This window comes from Paenarthrobacter sp. TAF1 (genome assembly GCF_052113825.1).
In the GTDB taxonomy this organism is placed as follows: domain Bacteria; phylum Actinomycetota; class Actinomycetes; order Actinomycetales; family Micrococcaceae; genus Arthrobacter; species Arthrobacter nicotinovorans.
Map to the genome: position 1 here is coordinate 119,430 of NZ_JBFRDO010000008.1, position 16,320 is coordinate 135,749.

The 16,320-nt window shown below is 63.3% G+C and carries 16 protein-coding genes; 8 read left to right on the forward strand and 8 right to left on the reverse strand.

Features of this window, described 5'->3' with window-relative positions; all coding sequences use genetic code 11:
- Positions 1 to 1,260, forward strand: coding sequence for a glycoside hydrolase family 26 protein (locus AB4Y81_RS12890; protein WP_431230129.1), 1,260 nt, complete (start codon positions 1 to 3; stop codon positions 1,258 to 1,260).
- A 15-nt stretch (positions 1,261 to 1,275) separates the two neighbouring features.
- On the opposite strand, the gene AB4Y81_RS12895 is transcribed toward AB4Y81_RS12890, so the two are convergent.
- Positions 1,276 to 2,331 carry a LacI family DNA-binding transcriptional regulator gene (locus AB4Y81_RS12895; RefSeq protein ID WP_018777992.1) on the reverse strand — a complete coding sequence of 352 codons (1,056 nt, stop codon included), beginning with the start codon at positions 2,329 to 2,331 and terminating at the stop codon, positions 1,276 to 1,278.
- 308 nt (positions 2,332 to 2,639) lie between these two features.
- Between AB4Y81_RS12895 and AB4Y81_RS12900 the strand changes: the two genes are divergently transcribed.
- From AB4Y81_RS12900 to AB4Y81_RS12910, 3 genes are all read left to right on the forward strand, one after another.
- Positions 2,640 to 3,956 carry an ABC transporter substrate-binding protein gene (locus AB4Y81_RS12900; RefSeq protein ID WP_018777993.1) on the forward strand — a complete coding sequence of 439 codons (1,317 nt, stop codon included), beginning with the start codon at positions 2,640 to 2,642 and terminating at the stop codon, positions 3,954 to 3,956.
- Positions 3,957 to 4,043: 87 nt separating this feature from the next.
- Positions 4,044 to 4,985 (forward strand): carbohydrate ABC transporter permease, encoded by a 942-nt coding sequence (locus AB4Y81_RS12905; RefSeq protein ID WP_144027627.1) that lies wholly within the window; start codon positions 4,044 to 4,046, stop codon positions 4,983 to 4,985.
- The gene (locus AB4Y81_RS12910; protein WP_079581565.1) at positions 4,969 to 5,913 is read left to right on the forward strand and encodes a carbohydrate ABC transporter permease; all 945 of its coding nucleotides are present in this window, start codon (positions 4,969 to 4,971) and stop codon (positions 5,911 to 5,913) included. The genes AB4Y81_RS12905 and AB4Y81_RS12910 overlap by 17 nt, the downstream gene beginning before the upstream one ends.
- A gap of 2 nt (positions 5,914 to 5,915) precedes the next feature.
- Here the strand turns inward: AB4Y81_RS12910 and yczE are convergent, their stop codons facing one another.
- On the reverse strand, positions 5,916 to 6,545 hold the full coding sequence (gene yczE / locus AB4Y81_RS12915) for a membrane protein YczE (protein WP_026267203.1): 630 nt from the start codon (positions 6,543 to 6,545) through the stop codon (positions 5,916 to 5,918).
- A gap of 61 nt (positions 6,546 to 6,606) precedes the next feature.
- On the opposite strand from yczE, the gene yczR reads away from it, so the two are divergent.
- A complete protein-coding gene (yczR, locus tag AB4Y81_RS12920) occupies positions 6,607 to 8,061 on the forward strand; it encodes a MocR-like transcription factor YczR (protein ID WP_441996036.1) in 1,455 nt (484 codons plus the stop codon).
- Here yczR and AB4Y81_RS12925 read toward each other — a convergent pair.
- A complete protein-coding gene (locus tag AB4Y81_RS12925; RefSeq protein ID WP_275777888.1) occupies positions 8,058 to 8,552 on the reverse strand; it encodes a DUF4188 domain-containing protein in 495 nt (164 codons plus the stop codon). The genes yczR and AB4Y81_RS12925 overlap by 4 nt on opposite strands.
- A 79-nt stretch (positions 8,553 to 8,631) precedes the next feature.
- Here AB4Y81_RS12925 and AB4Y81_RS12930 point away from each other — a divergent pair, with 79 nt between their 5' ends.
- The gene (locus tag AB4Y81_RS12930) at positions 8,632 to 9,207 is read left to right on the forward strand and encodes a TetR/AcrR family transcriptional regulator (protein ID WP_231949127.1); all 576 of its coding nucleotides are present in this window, start codon (positions 8,632 to 8,634) and stop codon (positions 9,205 to 9,207) included.
- Positions 9,208 to 9,225: 18 nt separating this feature from the next.
- On the opposite strand, the gene AB4Y81_RS12935 is transcribed toward AB4Y81_RS12930, so the two are convergent.
- Both AB4Y81_RS12935 and AB4Y81_RS12940 read right to left on the reverse strand, forming a co-directional pair.
- Positions 9,226 to 9,918, reverse strand: coding sequence for an SRPBCC family protein (locus tag AB4Y81_RS12935; protein WP_055976859.1), 693 nt, complete (start codon positions 9,916 to 9,918; stop codon positions 9,226 to 9,228).
- Complete coding sequence (locus AB4Y81_RS12940; protein WP_055977153.1) at positions 9,911 to 10,549, reverse strand: ArsR/SmtB family transcription factor; 639 nt, start codon at positions 10,547 to 10,549, stop codon at positions 9,911 to 9,913. Before AB4Y81_RS12940 ends, AB4Y81_RS12935 begins: the two co-directional genes overlap by 8 nt.
- Positions 10,550 to 10,700: 151 nt before the next feature.
- Here AB4Y81_RS12940 and AB4Y81_RS12945 point away from each other — a divergent pair, with 151 nt between their 5' ends.
- Positions 10,701 to 11,633, forward strand: coding sequence for an RluA family pseudouridine synthase (locus tag AB4Y81_RS12945; RefSeq protein WP_416429556.1), 933 nt, complete (start codon positions 10,701 to 10,703; stop codon positions 11,631 to 11,633).
- Between the two features lie 21 nt (positions 11,634 to 11,654).
- Here AB4Y81_RS12945 and AB4Y81_RS12950 read toward each other — a convergent pair whose 3' ends face one another.
- A complete protein-coding gene (locus AB4Y81_RS12950) occupies positions 11,655 to 12,194 on the reverse strand; it encodes an O-acetyl-ADP-ribose deacetylase (protein WP_026267204.1) in 540 nt (179 codons plus the stop codon).
- Between the two features lie 54 nt (positions 12,195 to 12,248).
- Here AB4Y81_RS12950 and AB4Y81_RS12955 point away from each other — a divergent pair, with 54 nt between their 5' ends.
- The gene (locus AB4Y81_RS12955; RefSeq protein WP_441996037.1) at positions 12,249 to 12,908 is read left to right on the forward strand and encodes a DedA family protein; all 660 of its coding nucleotides are present in this window, start codon (positions 12,249 to 12,251) and stop codon (positions 12,906 to 12,908) included.
- Here the strand turns inward: AB4Y81_RS12955 and AB4Y81_RS12960 are convergent.
- Complete coding sequence (locus tag AB4Y81_RS12960; protein ID WP_416429506.1) at positions 12,905 to 13,210, reverse strand: hypothetical protein; 306 nt, start codon at positions 13,208 to 13,210, stop codon at positions 12,905 to 12,907. The genes AB4Y81_RS12955 and AB4Y81_RS12960 overlap by 4 nt on opposite strands.
- A gap of 88 nt (positions 13,211 to 13,298) precedes the next feature.
- Complete coding sequence (gene ppc, locus AB4Y81_RS12965; RefSeq protein ID WP_110504971.1) at positions 13,299 to 16,097, reverse strand: phosphoenolpyruvate carboxylase; 2,799 nt, start codon at positions 16,095 to 16,097, stop codon at positions 13,299 to 13,301.
- Between the last annotated feature and the right edge of the window lie 223 nt (positions 16,098 to 16,320).

Genomic DNA, 16,320 nt, shown 5'->3' on the forward strand with positions numbered 1-16,320 from the left:
ATGGCCCGGACATTAGTGTCTCCGCCACGGCCGCCGCGCCAGAAGCCGGCTCCGCCTTCCTTCACTGGCCATCCTGACCGCAAACGGAGGCGTGCAAGCCTTCTTGTTCCCGTCGTGGTAACAGCACTGGCCGCCACCGGTTTGGGGTTCGCTTCCAGGGAAGTGGTCCCCATCGTCCAGGCGTTGTCCTTGTGCAGGGCCGCGGATGCGGCATCCATCATTCCCAAAGATGGCGTGCTTCTTGGGGTCAACCTGGATTGGGATTCAGAGACCTTGGCCGAACACCGCGCAAACCTCGGCCATGATCCCGCGGTGGTGGTCCAGTTCTCGGACATCCCCTACGACGACGAGACGTGGTCCCACACCACGAACGCCGTCACCCAGGTCCGGGCAACAGGCGGTGCGCTGCTCCTGACCCTTGAGCCGCACGGCGGCCTGGCGACCATGAGCGATGAGGTGATCGCGAAATTGGCCACAGACTTGCGGGCCATCAACGATCAGGGGACGCCCGTCGTCGTGCGTTTTGCGCATGAGATGAACGGCTCCTGGTACTCGTGGGGCCAGCAGCCGATCCACTACGTGGAGGTGTTCCGGAAGGTGGCGGCAGCCATTCATTCCCAAGCCCCCGGCACCTCCATGATGTGGGCGCCCAACTACGGCGGAGGCTATCCGTTCACGGGTGGCCAGTTCGCGGCCCGTCCGGGCACCCCGGACTTTGCCGCGCTGGACACCGACCACGATGGCACGCTCACGATGTCCGATGACACCTACGCTCCCTACTATCCGGGGGATGACGCCGTGGATTGGGTGGGCGTTTCGCTCTACCACTGGGGCAACCAGCGGCCTTGGGGCAACAACGACATTGCCGAACCGGGCAAGTTCCTGGCCATGCTCACGGGCACGTACAGCGGCACAGCAGGTAACGACAGTGCCGTGCCGGATTTCTACCAGGTATACGGTGTGGACCATAACCGCCCTGTGGCCATCCCGGAGACCGCAGCGATCTTCACTCCTGCCCGCAGCGGGGCCTCCGAGGTGGACGTCAAGCAGGCATGGTGGCGCCAGGTCTTCTCCGCCGAAACCCACCAAAAGTATCCGCAGTTGAAAATGATCAACTGGTTCGAGTGGAAGAAGTACGAGATCGAGATTAACGACGACGTCGACTGGAGGAGCGCAGGATCGCCCACCATCCGTGAGGCGCTGGCCCGGGACCTGCCGGACTGGTTGCGCTACGGCGAGGACTTGGGGGCGTGCCGCTAGGCGGGAGGTCTGCCCTCATACGCCTGGGGTTGGCCAGCCATCCCCGTCCGCAAAACCCGTGGACTCCCGTTCGACGATTCTGAATCCGGATTTCACGGTTTTAGGCGCCGCCTTAGTGTCTTTTTCCTGGATCCGGTTGACGAGCAGGGCAACGGCGGTATCGGCGATCTCGTCCCTGCCGGGATCAACGCTGGTCAGGGACGGGAGCGAAAAACGGCCTTCATCGAGGTTGTCGAACCCAATGACGGCAACGTCGTCGGGAACCCGCAAGCCGTCCTGGGCAAGGGCGCGCAGCACACCCAGTGCGAGGGTGTCGTTGAGGGCAAACACGGCGTCGAAATCCACATTGCCTTCGCGGAGCCGCCGAATGGCGGCCACACCTGTTTCCCGAAGCCAGGTACCGCCCCGGACCACAAGCCGGGGATCCACACCGATACCGGCGTGCTCCAGCGCCTGACGGTAGCCACGCTCGCGCAGGTTCGCCGAGCTCGCTTCATCGGCCGGCTGTTCAGGCGCCCCGACAAGCGCAATCCGGGTCCTGCCAATACCGAGCAGATGCTCGACGGCTGCCCTTGCTGAGGAGGTGTTGTGCATTGTCACGTGATCGGTGGGACCCCCGAAGATCCGTTCACCAAGGAGAACCAAGGGGTCATTCGTAGCGAGAACATCAACGTCCTGCTGACCGATTGCAGCGGGACTGAAAAGCAACCCGTCGATGAACCGCATCTGGCCGCCTGAGAGCGTTGCGATTTCCAGGTCACGGTTTCCGTTGGTTTGCTCAATGACTACACGCAGGCCGCGTTTGGCAGCGGCGCGGATTACCGAATCGGCCAGTTCCGCAAAGTACGTCTCGCGAAGGGAAGGAACCGCGAGACCGATGACACCCGTCTTACCGGAACGGAGTCCGCGGGCCGACAGGTTGGGCCGGTATCCCATCTCGTCGACAAGTCGTCTGACCCGGAGCCTGGTTTCGGGGCCGACTTTCGGGTTGTCGTTGAGGACGTTGGAGACCGTCTTGATGGAGACTCCTGCCGCGCGCGCAACGTCATGAATCGTCGGATTCACATTCATCCGCGTCCTTCCCACCCCGCAGGATCTCCGACTGGGGCACTGCCTAGATCATAGCTCTGAAGCACTTTCCGGCTTTTCCTTGACGGTCCATCACGGACGGCCCTAGCATGAGGTTCAACGTTGTACCCACCCAGTGATCTCCCTGCGAAATCAGACGTGCTGCCCCGAAGCAGCCAGAGGTGGCGGAAAACTGCCCACAAGTCGCCCGCCCTGCCTCCTTTTGCACTCCAGGTACAACGTTGTACATGGGCGACCATGACTGCGCTGGCGATTCCTGGTCGCAGAACATCGATACGAAGGAGTATGCAATGCCGAAGAAACGTCTTAGGGCTGCGGCAGCGATCGCTGCATCAGTCGTGGCCCTTGCCGGCTGCTCAAACGGAGGAGGAAGTACTTCGACCAACACCGAGGTTCCCACTGACAAGCCGATCACGCTCACGGTGTGGAGCTGGGATGGAACGGTCAAGGAAGCTGTCGCAGGATTCGAAAAGCTCCACCCGAACATCACGGTCAATGTGGTGAACGCAGGCTCGTCGACCGATGAGTACACCGCCCTGGACAATGCCATCCAGGCAGGATCCGGGGTACCGGACATCGCAATGTTCGAATACTTCTCCCTCCCGCTGTTCGCGATTCCGGGAAAACTCACTGACCTGTCGGAGTTTGGGGCCAAGGACCTTGCCTCTGATTACGTTGAGGCAGCCTGGGGCAACGTCACGATCGATGGCAAGCCGTACGGCTTGCCATCCGACTATGGTCCCGCAGCGATGTTCTACAACCAGTCGGTGCTTGCCCAGGCCGGAGTCACCGCGCCTCCGGCAACGTGGGACGAGTTCTATCAGGCAGCCAAGAAGGTGCGCGCACTGGGCGGTGACCACTACATCACCAATGATTCTGCAGACATCTTCGTACTTATGTCGCTGATGTGGGAGGGCGGCGGCCGACCGTTCAAGGTTGACGGAACGAACGTCACGATTGATTTCAAAGACCCTGGCAGCAGCCGTGCCGTAGCTTTCTGGCAGAAACTCCTGGACGAAGACCTCGTCAACACGAAGATCACCAACTGGTCCGACGATTGGAACCGCGGACTGAACGAGGGAACCCTGGCCACGCAGCTCATCGGTGGCTGGTTCACATCAACTCTTCCTGAACGGGCACCGAATGCGGCCGGTAACTTCCGAGTGGCACCGCTTCCCCAGTGGGAGGCCGGGCAAACGTCCGGTGCCGAAAATGGCGGCAGCGCCATGGCTATCCCGGCGGCCGCCCAAAACAAGGCAGCTGCGTACGCCTTCCTCAAGTACTTCACGCATGGTGACGGCCTCCAGTCCCGAATTGATGCAGGCGCCTTTGTCCCGAATCTCTCGAACCTCAACAACGAGAAGTTCCTGAGCACCACCAACCCGTTCTTCGGCGACCAGAAGTACAACCAGGTCCTTGCTGATGCGTCCAAGAACGTGGCCACTGGCTGGCAGTACCCACCATTCTTCGGCTGGGCACGCACCAGCTACGAGGACGTATCCGCTCCCCTCTATGACAGCAGGCAAGGAACTCTGGCAGAAGTCCTGGAGACCTGGAAGCAACGCAGCATCGCCTACGGCAACGAACAAGGATTCTCGGTCCGTTAGTGGTCTCCGGCGCCGCGGGGGCATGCATGCTCCCGCGGCACCGGACCTATCCCGTTACACCAGATGAAACATGAAAGCAGGGCCTCCATGAGCCGACAGCTGCTCACCCAAGACACATCGGTTTCAGACGTGGTAGCCGATCACCAAACTCTCCGAAAACCAAAACGCAGGAACATTGGACTGGCATTCATTGCGCCTTTCAGCGTGTTGTTCCTCTTCGTCTTCATTGTCCCCATTGGCTATTCGGCCTACATCAGCCTTTTCCAGAACAAGCTGATCGGTGGGAAGGTCTTTATTTGGTTCGACAACTACATCAAGCTCTTCCAGGACAGCCAGTTCTACGACGGCGTGATCCGGGTGGTGCTCTTCACCGCAATCCAAGTCCCCATCATGCTGTTCAGCGCCATTGCCCTGGCACTGGCGATCGATTCCCTGCGGCTTCACGGTTCAAGGTTCTTCCGCATCATTGTGTTCCTTCCCTACGCCATTCCCGCGATCGTTTCCACCCTGATGTGGGGATTCATGCTTGGCATCCGGTACGGACTCATTGGAAGCCTCAACAAGGCAGCAGGCACCGATTTCAATCCATTCGCACCTGAGACGACCATGGTTTCCATCGGCGTCATGGTCACCTGGGGCTTTACGGGTTACAACATGCTGATCTTCTATGCGGCCCTCCGGGCCGTGCCCCGTGAGCTCTACGAAGCCGCAGCAATCGACGGAGCCTCGGAGTTCCAGATAGTCAGGCACATCAAGCTACCTGCATTGCGGAGCTCTCTCATCGTCACGATCATCTTCTCGATTATCGGTACCTTCCAGCTGTTCAATGAACCCAACATTCTCACCACTCTGGTTTCCAACAGCGGCATCACGTCCTACTACACACCGAACATGTACGCCTACAGCCTTGCTTTCACTGGTGCCCAGCAGGGATACGCGGCGGCACTTGCCCTGGTCATGGCCGTCTTCACCATCGCCATCGCCTACGCAGTTCAAATCAAGGGAATGAAGAATGCCTTCAACAAGTAGCCCCGCCACATCCGCAAGAGCCACCACCATGCCGTCCCCAAGGCCATCCCTGCAACGCCCGCGCAGGCTGTACACGTTGGCGAACCCGAGAAAGAGCCTCACGCTGACCCTCGTGACCGGGCTGTTCGCGTTGTACTGCATTGTGCCCATGGCCTGGTTGGTCATCAACGCCACCAAGTCGCAACAGGACTTCGTGTCCTCTTTCGGGCTTGGCTTCGGTGGCCGCTTCGCGTTGTGGGACAACGTAGTCCAGGTTTTCACGTTCCAGGACGGAATCTTCTCGCGCTGGCTCCTCAACACCGTCCTGTACGTGGTGGTTGGTGCCGTGGTGTCCACATTCCTGGCAGCGTTGGGCGGCTATGCGCTCGCTAAACACGATTTCATTGGCAGGCGTGTCTTTTTGCTCGTCGTACTGGGGTCGATTTCGGTTCCCGGCATCGCCCTGGCCATCCCCCAGTTCCTGCTCTTCGCCCAGCTTGGGATCACGAATACACCGTGGGCCATCCTCATTCCGTCCTTCATCAACCCGTTTGGTCTTTACCTGATGTGGGTGTTTTCGGACCAGGCAGTGCCCACCGGGTTGATCGAGGCCGCCCGTATTGATGGTGCCGGAGAATTTCGCATCTTCCTGCGGATCGCCTTCCCCCTGCTGGCCCCCGCCACAGTTACGGTGCTGCTGTTTTCCTTCGTGTCCATCTGGAACAACTATTTCCTGCCGCTGATCATGCTGAAGGACCCGGCGTGGTATCCGCTCACGATCGGAATCAACCAGTGGAACAAGCTCGGCTCCACCGCTGGAAACGGCGAGTTGATCCAGAATCTGGTGATTACCGGCTCGCTGCTCATGATCATTCCGCTGATCGTCGCGTTCCTCAGCCTTCAGCGCTACTGGCAGTCCGGCCTCTCGATGGGTGCCATCAAGGACTAGGCTCACGCAGCGGCTGCGGCCTCCACGGCTTCCGTGGGGGCCGTTGCCTTTGGCCGCTCCGGGACCATGAACTTCGGCAGCAGGACCTGCACGATCGGACCGATGGCCAGGGCGTAGACCACGGTGCCCACTCCCACGGAGCCGCCCAGCAGGAACCCCACAGCCAGGACCACTACTTCGATGCCGGTGCGGACCAGTCGCACGGACCACCCGGTGCGCCGGACAAGGCCCGTCATGAGCCCATCACGCGCGCCGGGGCCCAAGCGGGCTCCGATGTAGCAGGCGGAGGCGATGCCGTTGAGTATCACGGCGCCGGCCAGCATGGCGATCTGCCCGCCGAGGTGCGAGAACGACGGGATAAGCCAGAGTCCAAGGTCTGCGAAGAGGCCCACCAGGACCGCGTTGGCGATGGTACCGATGCCGGGCATCTGCCGGAGCGGGATCCAGAGCAGGAGAACCAGGAAGCTGACCGCGATGACCACTACGCCGATGCTGAAGCCGGTCTTCTGGGAGAGGCCTTGGTGGAACACATCCCAAGGGTCCAGCCCAAGGCCGGCCCGGATGAACATGGCCAGGGAAATGCCGTACATTGCCAGGCCGATCAGGAGTTGAGTGATTCTGCGGGTCATCATGTTCTCCATCCTCCAAGAAAACTGGCCTTGTATTCCATAGCCAGTTTGGAATACTGGTCTTATGGCTCCCTCACTGAATCCCACCGCCCTCCTCCGCCTCCTGGGGCAGTGGAACGCCGGCGTCCTGCCCGCCTACCGCGAGCTCGCCGACGTCGTGCGTTTACTCGTGATGGACGGTCGCATCCCGCTGGACGTCGCGCTGCCCAGCGAGCGGGCGCTGGCCCAGTCGCTGGGCGTCAGCCGCACCACCGTGACGGCCGCGTACGCGAGCCTCCGGGAACAAGGATTCCTCACGGCCGGGCAGGGCAGCCGCGGGCGGACCTGCATCCCCTTCCGCTCGACGCCGGCGAGCATGCCTGGCCTGGCCGCACCGGAGGGTATCCTCGACTTGGCCTACGCCTCCTTGCCCGCGGCGGGTGAAGCAGTGCACCGGTCCTTCGCGGAGGCACTCACCGAGCTGCCGGCGCTCCTGCCGGGCTTCGGTTACGACGCCGTGGGCGTAGCGGCCCTTCGCGAGGCGATCGCGGACAAATACTCGGCAGAAGGCGTGCCCACCACCCCTGACCAGATCCTTGTCACTTCCGGGGCGCAGCATGCGCTGAACATCGTGCTGCGCACCCTGGCGGGCAAGCAGGACCGGGTCATGGTGGAACACCCCAGCTACCCCAACGCACTGGATGCCATCCGTGCCGCAGGATGCCGGATCCTCCCGGTCGCCTTGCCTGCGGGAACCTCTCCGGCGTGGGACATCGACGCCATGGTGGCCATGATGAACCACCAGCGGCCCGCGATGGCCTACCTCGTTCCGGACTTCCACAACCCGACCGGGCGCATCATGTCCGATCTGCAGCGCCGGCGACTGGCCCGCGCGGCCGCGTCCGCGGGGACGGTGCTGGTTGTTGATGAGACGCTTCGCGGGTTGAACCTCGACGGCGTCCGCACAGCTCCGATGTACGCCTTCAGTACCGCCGTGGTTTCCATCGGCTCGCTCAGCAAGTCCCATTGGGCGGGCCTGCGGACCGGCTGGATCCGGGCGGACGAGGACCTCGTTGCCCGATTCATAGCGACCCGTACCGTCATGGATCTGGGTGGCCCCGTGGTTGAGCAACTGGCAGCGGCGCGCCTGATCAGGTCGTTCTCCGATCCCCTGGACGCACGCCTCGAGGAGCTGCGCCATAACCGGGAATCACTGTTGCGACTCCTGGGGCAGCAGTTGCCCGAGTGGGAGGTGGAAACGCCCAAGGGTGGATTGACTGTTTGGTGCCGGCTGCCGAGTCCATGCAGCACCGCCCTGACGGTATTGGCACCTGACTTCGGCGTGCGCCTGGCCGCCGGTCCGCGCTTCGGCGTGGGAGGCGCGTTCGAGCACTACCTGCGCGTGCCCTACACCTTGCCCCCGGCTCAGTTGGAGATTGCCGTCGGTGCGCTCCGCGCCGCCCAGGACAGGCTCGACGCAACACCCCAGCTCCGCCGCACCCTCAAGACCGGACCGGCCACCGCCGTCGCGGTCGCCTAGTGCCCCGCGAGCTTGGCTGAACCCATCCGCTGCTTGGCCGTGTTCGTGCCGGGGCCGATGGGAACCTGCGTTGTCGCCTTGGCCAGGCCGAACAGCGGCATGCCGTTGTACACCACTTCGATGCCGGACGCGGGAACCTGGTACGTCTCGTGCCAAACGCCAACGTCGCCGCTGCCCGCGATCTCCTTCATGAACTTCCGCCAGGGCCCAAGGTGGGGCGAGTCCCGGTCCGCCGCGAACCGCCGTAGGTGTTCCGGGCTTTCCCAGTAGCTCAGGATGATGGTGGTGCGCCCAAACCACTGTTCGCTCCCGAGCAGGCCGGCGTCGGGGTTGGTGGCGAGGTGTTGCATCATGGCGGGCATGGCCGAGGCAACCTTGGCTACCTGGCCCATCTTCCACCACTTGTTGGCCCGCATGCCGATGAGGAAGACCGTGACGTCGCTGCGGCCGATGTCCGCGGTGAAGCGGCCGGGAAAGACTTTTTGTGCCATGACATTCCTTCGCTTTGTGGACTCTCAGGTCCGGTTTCATAACAACGTTATGAAACGATGTTATGAAACAATGGAAGGCATGGCAAGACCCATCGTTCATGACCATCTGGTCCAGCAAAGACTCCTGGCCGTCACGGCCGAACTCGTCGACCGCGAGGGCCCCGCCCGCGTCACCCTGCGCGACGTCGCCACGGCAGCGGAAACGTCAACCTCGGCCATCTACTCGCTTTTCGGCGGCAAGGCCCAGTTGCTGCAGGCCGCCATCGACGACGGCTTCCGCTCCTTTGGCGAATCCCAGCGCCAGGCGGCTCCGGGCGGCCTGCTGGACCTTGGCCGGGCTTACCGGACCTGGGCCCTGGACCACCCGGCGCTGTATCGGCTGATGTTCGGCGGCGCGCTGGCGGCGTACGTTGAATGCACTCCGACGCCGGAAGTCGCCTCCGACTCGATGCTTCCCCTGGTGGAGGCGGTCACCTCCGCACAGGAAGCGGGAAGGCTCCGGGCCGGAGACCCTACGGTGGTGGCGATGGCTATCTGGGGCCAGGTCCACGGCCTGGTGGGCCTGGAACTGGCCCGGATGAATGCGCCGGAAACCGACTGGGCCGGCATTTACGAAGCCGCCCTGGAATCGGTGGCCCGCGCCTGGGCCCCCTAATCCCCGGACAGGGGAACCCTACGCGTACACTTTCTCCAGGAAGGCGCCCCAGGTTTTCGCGGTCAGCTCCGCATCTCCGGAACCACTGAAATCGTGCACGGTCATCCCCACCGGGGCCCCGAAAACGTTGCGGCCGAAGAACCGGTACATGGCATCCGCCGTCCGCAGGCCGAGGAAGTTCTCATCAGAGAAGTCCACCTCGCCGCTCAGCCGCCCAACGCCGTCGAGCTCCAGGTCAACAGCAGTCCCGGCAGCGGTGCCGTCGACTCCCAGGGCCTTCTTCAATTGCACGAAACCATCCGGCACCTGCGACGCCGCCGGCGCCTGGATGTCCGTGAACGTCACCGGCTTGCCGTCGAAGTACTGCAGGTACTGGCCCAGGGTGTGCAGGTAGAAGCGGGTGTGCTTGCTGGCGCCGTCGTACTGCTCATCCCAGTTGTCGGCGAAAATCCCGCTGTGGACGTAGTGCAGCTTGGCGCGGCCACCTTCCAACGGCTCCAGGACGTGTTCCAACTGGTTGAACCAGCCGTCGGGGCCCTCCATCCGCGACACCAAATGAGTGGGGTACTCCTCCACCGTTTTCTCCGCGGGCCACTGGTCCGTGGGGAACATCCAGGCCGCTGTGTCGGCAGTGACGGCGTTCCAGACGCGTTCGGGCGTGCCGGGCAGCTCGGTGTCCGCCACGATTTCGAATTTACGGTTGTCAGTCATTGCTTTGGTCCTTATCTGCCGGTTTTTCCGTTTGCGAGGGGGTCTTCAGTGCGGGGTGGAGGACGACGACGAGCCGGTGCTTGCGCCCGCCGCCCGCCACCGCGGCAGCACCGCCGTCGTGGTACTTGTCCACGAGGCGCGTCACCGCCACCCCAAGTTCTTCCGCGAACGCCGCGCGTTCAGCGGCGGAGCGGAAAGTGATTTCGCCGTCGATGGCGAAGCTGGCCAGCTTCTTCCTTGCCAGGGCCGCACCGGAGATGAGCTTGCCCATCTCCTGGACGGTGCGGGAGGCGAGCGCCAACAGCCAGAACGCCGAGAAGCGGTCGGAGAACCGCCGCGGGTCCGGTGCGACGGAAGCCAGGGCAACGGGCGAGATCAGGTAGGAGGCCGCCGTTGCGCGCAGGACCCGTTCCGTGACGTTGCCTTTGCGCCGCTCCTCGACCAGTTCCACCAAGCCGTGGCGCTCCAGGGCTTTGAGGTGGTAGTTCACCTTTTGGCGGGGCAGCCCGACTTTGGCAGCCAGTTGCGTGGCCGACGCCGGCTCGACGAGCTCCTGGAGGATCCGCGTCCGAATGGGGTCCAGCGAAGCTTCCGCCGCCGCCGGGTCCTCAATCACTTCGATGTCCAACATGCTTACAGCATGGCGTCCGACAACTTTTATTGTCAAGAACTTTTTTATGTTCGGAAGCGGCATCTGTTGTGGGGCCTCCTCTGCGCGCTTTCAGCCACGAATTGGACGCAAAGCAGGCCTCACAACGCAGGCAAAGTAGAATTGACCGGTGATGCAATCCCCCCTCCCCGTGCGCGACGGCGTGAACGCGACCCGCCTCCGCCTCCCGGACGAGGGGCCCTGGGTCACCGCGATGGACTACATGATGCACCGCTGGGGACACATCGACCCCCAGGGCATCGAGGACCGGTTCGATGCCGGCGAAATCGTGGGCGAAGGCGGCGTACCGCTGACCCGCAGCACCAAGCTGGAGGACCACACCTTCATCTGGTACTACCGCACCCTGCCCCCGGAAACCCGGCTGCCCGTGGAGATCAACATTCTCCACCAGGACGAGCACATCCTCGTGGTGGACAAACCGCACTTCCTCCCCACCACCCCCGGCGGAACCTACATCCAGGAATCCGCCCTGGTCCGGCTGCGGAACCTGCTGGATCTCCCGGACCTCATCCCCATGCACCGGCTGGATCGCATGACTGCCGGCCTGCTCCTGCTCTCCACCAACCCAGAGACGCGCGGCAAGTACCAGGTCCTCTTCGAGAAGCGCCAGGTCCGGAAGGAATACGAGTGCGTGTCCGCCGCGACACCTGCCGCAGGTTTTCCCGCCGTCGAATTTCCCGCCACCGTCCGCAACCGCATGACCAAGTCCCGCAGCTACCTGCTGGCCGAAGTCATCGACGGCGAACCGAACGCGGAAACGCGCATAGAGCAGGTAAGGACGTTCGACGCCGGCCCCCGGCAGCACGCGCTGTACCGGCTGGAGCCGCACACCGGCAAGACACACCAATTGCGGGTACACATGGCTTCGCTCGGACTGGGCATCGTTAATGACGCCTTCTATCCGGACCTGCTGGACAAAGCCCCGGACGACTACAGCAAGCCGCTCCAACTCCTGGCACGCGGCATCACCTTCGTGGACCCCATCACCAAGCAGCCCGTGGAATACCGGAGCCAGCTGGAACTCAGCGAAGCCCACCCCTCTTAAAGCAACCCAAGGTGGCCGGCGTCAGGCGTCGAATACGGACCGGAAGACCGCCGTCGTGTCCTCGGAGAACAACACGAACTCCACCAACTCCAGCGGACCAGCAGCCGTATCGCGTTCCGCTGGCGACGACGCAAACGACCCGACGGCGTCGAACGCCACCTCGGCAACCTGACGGGCGTCCCATCCATAGATTCCGGCGCTGATCGCAGGGAAGGCGACGGACCGGGCACCAAGTCCGGCCGCCACCTTCAGGCTTTCGCGGAAGCAGGATCCAAGCAATGCCGGATCAGTTTCTCCGGCATGCCGGTTGGGGCCCACCGTGTGAATGACCCAACGTGCCGGAAGCCGGAAGCCGGGAGTCGCGACAGCCGCGCCAACCGGCAGCCCGCCGGGCAATTCCGCGTGCCTCAGCCCCCGGCACGCATCAAGAAGGTCAGGACCGGCGGCCCGGTGAATGGCCCCATCCACTCCCCCTCCACCGAGCAGCGACGAATTGGCTGCATTGACGATTGCGTCCACTGAACGCGTTGTGATGTCACCGTGCAGGATGTCAATGCGCATGCCCACAGTCTCGCGCCCGCGCGGCGGGGTCGGCAAGTGCGGTACCTTGTGCCCATGGACATCACTGCCCCGGAGACATGGGGATCCGCTATCTACCTGTGGATCGTCCCCATTGTGCTGGGCGATGCCATCTTCCCGCCCATCCCCTCCGAAATGGTGGTCATCACCGGTGGAGCGCTCGCAGCCGATGGACACGCCAACTTCTGGCTGATTCTTTTCCTGGCCGCTTTCGCATCCTGGCTCGGGGACATGGCGGTCTTCCTTCTGTTCAAACGGCGGATCAGCCATGTCCTGGACCGCTGGTCATGGGGCCGGCGGGTCCACCGCGGCATCCACGAGGCCATCGCCAGAGCCGGCCGCTCCTCCACCTACGGCACCATTATCGGCGCGCGCTTCATCCCCGGTGGCCGGCTCGCGACGTCGGCCGCAGCGGGGATTGCCAACGTTTCGGTCCGCGGATTCGGATTGTGTGCAAGCCTGGGCGGAGTCCTGTGGGCTGTGTGGCAGGTGGGTCTGGGCTACTTCACCGGCTCCACCACCAAGCTGCCGTTTTGGGCCAGCTCGCTCATCGGCGTTGGTGTGGGCCTGGTGATCGGCGTGGTTGCTGGCCTGATCGTCACCCGGCGGCGCGGGACCCGCTCCCCCGTGGACGAACCGTTCGACGGCGACGCTCCCGGCGACGTAGCGCGGCCCGAAGAGGGCCTGCAGCCCTAGACAGGCGACCAGCGGCCCCGGTTCCGGCGAAGCACGTACAGGCTGCCGGTCACCGCAACACGCTCGACGGCGTCACGCATCATCGACGCCGACGTCCGTGCTTCGTCGTTCTCACCCGAATAGTCCCGGGCATCCACCATGAAACGAAGGCTGATCTGCGGGACGCCGCCCACGATATCCAGCTGGTTCGCTTCAACGTGGTGGCGGGTTTCCAAGGCTTCGACCGCTGCGGCCATGACGGACTCCGGAGCGTTGCCCGGTTTGAGGCCAGTGATCTTCAACTTGGTCTGGAACGACGGCATCCCACCACCCTAACGCCCTCCCGTGGCCCGCTTAAGCAGGAATGCTCCCCCACCAGGAAGTGAGGGAGCATTCCGGTCCGGCGGCTGCCTAGCCGGTGTTGCGCAGGCCGGCTGCCACGCCATTGACCGTGATGAGCATGGCCCGCTGAAGCCGCTCGTCGATCTCGGCGCCGGAGACCGACTCCTCGCGCACGCGGCGGAGAAGTTCCACCTGCAGGTAGCTGATCGGATCCAGGTACTGGTCGCGGATTTCCAGGGAACGCTTCAGCGTCGGCTGGGCGTCCAGCAACTCCATCTCACCGGTGAGCCGTTCAACCTCAGCCACGGTGAGTTCGTACTCGTCACGGATCATGTGGAACAAGCGGTGCAGTTCCTCAGGGACCAAGGAGGAAACGTAGTGTCCGGCAATCTCCATGTCCGTCTTGGCCAAGGTCATTTCCACGTTCGAAATAACTGAACGGAAGAAGTGCCAACGGTCCATCATTTCAACGAGTTGCCCGGTGTTCCCGGCCTCGCGGGCAGCCTTCAACCCTGAGCCCACACCGAACCAGCCAGGAACGATCTGCCGGGACTGCGTCCACCCGAAGACCCACGGAATGGCACGGAGCCCTCCGAGTCCTGCCCCGGAGTCCGGACGCTTGGAAGGACGTGATCCGATGTTCAGGGAACCCAGCTGCTCCACCGGGGTGGAGGCGAGGAAGTAGGCAGGAAGGTCGGGGTCGTCAATGAGCTTGCGGTACCGGGCAAACGCGGCGTCGGAGATGGTCTCCATGACGTTGGCGTAACGCTCGCGCTCGTCTTCGGAGGTACGCGGAGTGCGGTGGAGCGCCGAACCCTGCATCACCGCCGCCAGGGACAGTTCAAGGTTCTCGCGGGCCAGTTCAGGAAGCGAGTACTTGTCCGAGATGACCTCGCCCTGCTCGGTGAACTTGATCTCTCCTTCGAGCACACCGTTCGGCTGGGCCATGATGGCGTCGTAGGTAGGTCCGCCACCACGGCCAACCGAACCGCCGCGGCCGTGGAACAAGCGCACCCGCACGCCATGCTTCGCAGCAATGTCTCGCAGCTTGCGCTGGGTCTTGTGGATCTCCCACTGGCTGGTCATCACACCGGACTCCTTATTGGAATCCGAGTACCCGAGCATGACTTCCTGGATGTCGCCGCGGAGGCGGACAAGTTCGCGGTACGAAGGATCGGACAGCAACTGGTCCACGATCTCCGCCGAAGCACGCAGCTCTTCCACGGTTTCCAGCAGCGGAGCAAAACCGATCTTGGCGTGGGGCTTGGCTCCGAAGAGGTCGAACAAGCCGGCCTCGCGGGCCAGCACAGCTGCGGCCAGGACGTCGTCCGCGCCTCGGGTCATGGAGATGATGTAGGTTTCCACCACGTCCGGGCCATAGGTGTGCAGTGCTTGGCGGATGCTCCGGAAAACGTCGTACGTGCCATCTGCCGTGCCCTCGAGCTTGATCGGGTGGCCGGAGAGGGGCCGGCGTGACGCGAGCTCCGCACCGAGAAACGCGAACCGTTCCTCGCGGGTCAGCTCGCCGTACGGCTTTTCGGTACCGAGGCGGTCCACAAGCTGTCCGACGGCGTCATGGTGGTAGTCGGCGTGCTCACGGATGTCCAGGGTGGCCAGGTGGAGGCCGAAGGCGGCGATGGCCCGGCGAACGCGCGCCAGGGCACCATCGGCCACCAGCCCGGCCGAGTGGTTCCGCAGGGAATCCTCGAGCAAGCCGAACTCTGCCAGCAGCTCGGACGTGGTGGCGTAATCGCGGCCCGGTTGGTGGTGCGTGGAACCGGAAACCCGGCGGCCCGTGTTGATCAGCTTCGCTTTGATGCAGGTCAGCTTGAGCCGGTACGGCTCCTGCGCGTTCAGTTCAAGGATGCGCTTGTCCAGGCCCGGCAGGTTCTTCAGGTCCTCGGTGATGGAATCAAGGAGCGCTTGGTCGGCACCGAAAAGGGCCGTGGAGTTGGACAGGACCGAAATGAGCTCATCGATCAGGGCAATGCTGATCCGCACGGCATTCTGGTTCTGGAGCTGCAGGATCTCGCGGGTCACGGCAGCCGTCACATTCGGATTGCCGTCGCGGTCTCCACCAATCCAGGAACCAAAACGAAGAGGGGCAGCCGCTGCGGGCAGCTTCACGCCGTGTTCCTCGAGGAGCTCGGACAGATCAGTCAGCATCTCCGGCATCGCGTCGGTGAGGATGCTGTTCAGGTAGTAGATGGCATTGCGCGCTTCATCCACCGGAGTGGGGCGCACTTGGCGGAGTTCATCCGTCTGCCACATCTGGTCGATGATTTCGGCAAGCTGGCGGTCTTGGCGGCGCCTCGCCGAGGTGCCTTCCTCCGTAGCTTCGGCCAGGACATCAGAGAGCTTGCGGACCTTGTCCAGCACAGAACGCCGCGAAGCCTCCGTGGGGTGCGCTGTGAAGATGGGACGCACATCGAGTTCATTGATGACGTCCTGGAGAACCTGCGGGCCTGCCTGCCCGGCGATCTCGGACACGGCCTTGGCCAGCCAGCCGTCCTTTTCCTGACGGGTGCGGAGTCCCCGGACGCGGTGCACTTGCTCGGCCGCATTGCTGAGGTGGAAATAGAAAGCAAAGGCGCGGACCAGATCCGTCGCCTGGTCCAGTGGCAGGGAGGCGAGCAACTCGCGGACCTGGGCTACGACGTCGTGCGCGCTCCATGGACCCGTCGCATCCGCGCCGCCCCGCGCGGCTTCCTTCGATTCCTTGGTCAGCAGACGCACCTGCTCCACGAGCTGGAGCAATTCCGGACCGTGCTGCCGAACCAGCGACTCCCCCAGAAGAGTCGAAACGCGACGCACGTCGGCCCGCAGTTCTGCAGCGAGGTCGGTGTCTTGATGGGCAGTGTGAACCATGGATACATACCTTCGGGGTCAGGTTTGGCCCGTACACTGCGCTGGATACTGTGAGCCGGATTACTGTTGTTTCCTACGGGATCTTACCCGGCCCCGACCCCAGCAAAGAATGCGTCTCAAAATTTGGCACGGGCTTCTCCTCCCGGCCGTAACGCACTATGGCCGGGCTCCGTGACGGCCATCGGGTCCCAACCCGGTTGGTTCGAGCTCGTTCCAGCCAGCC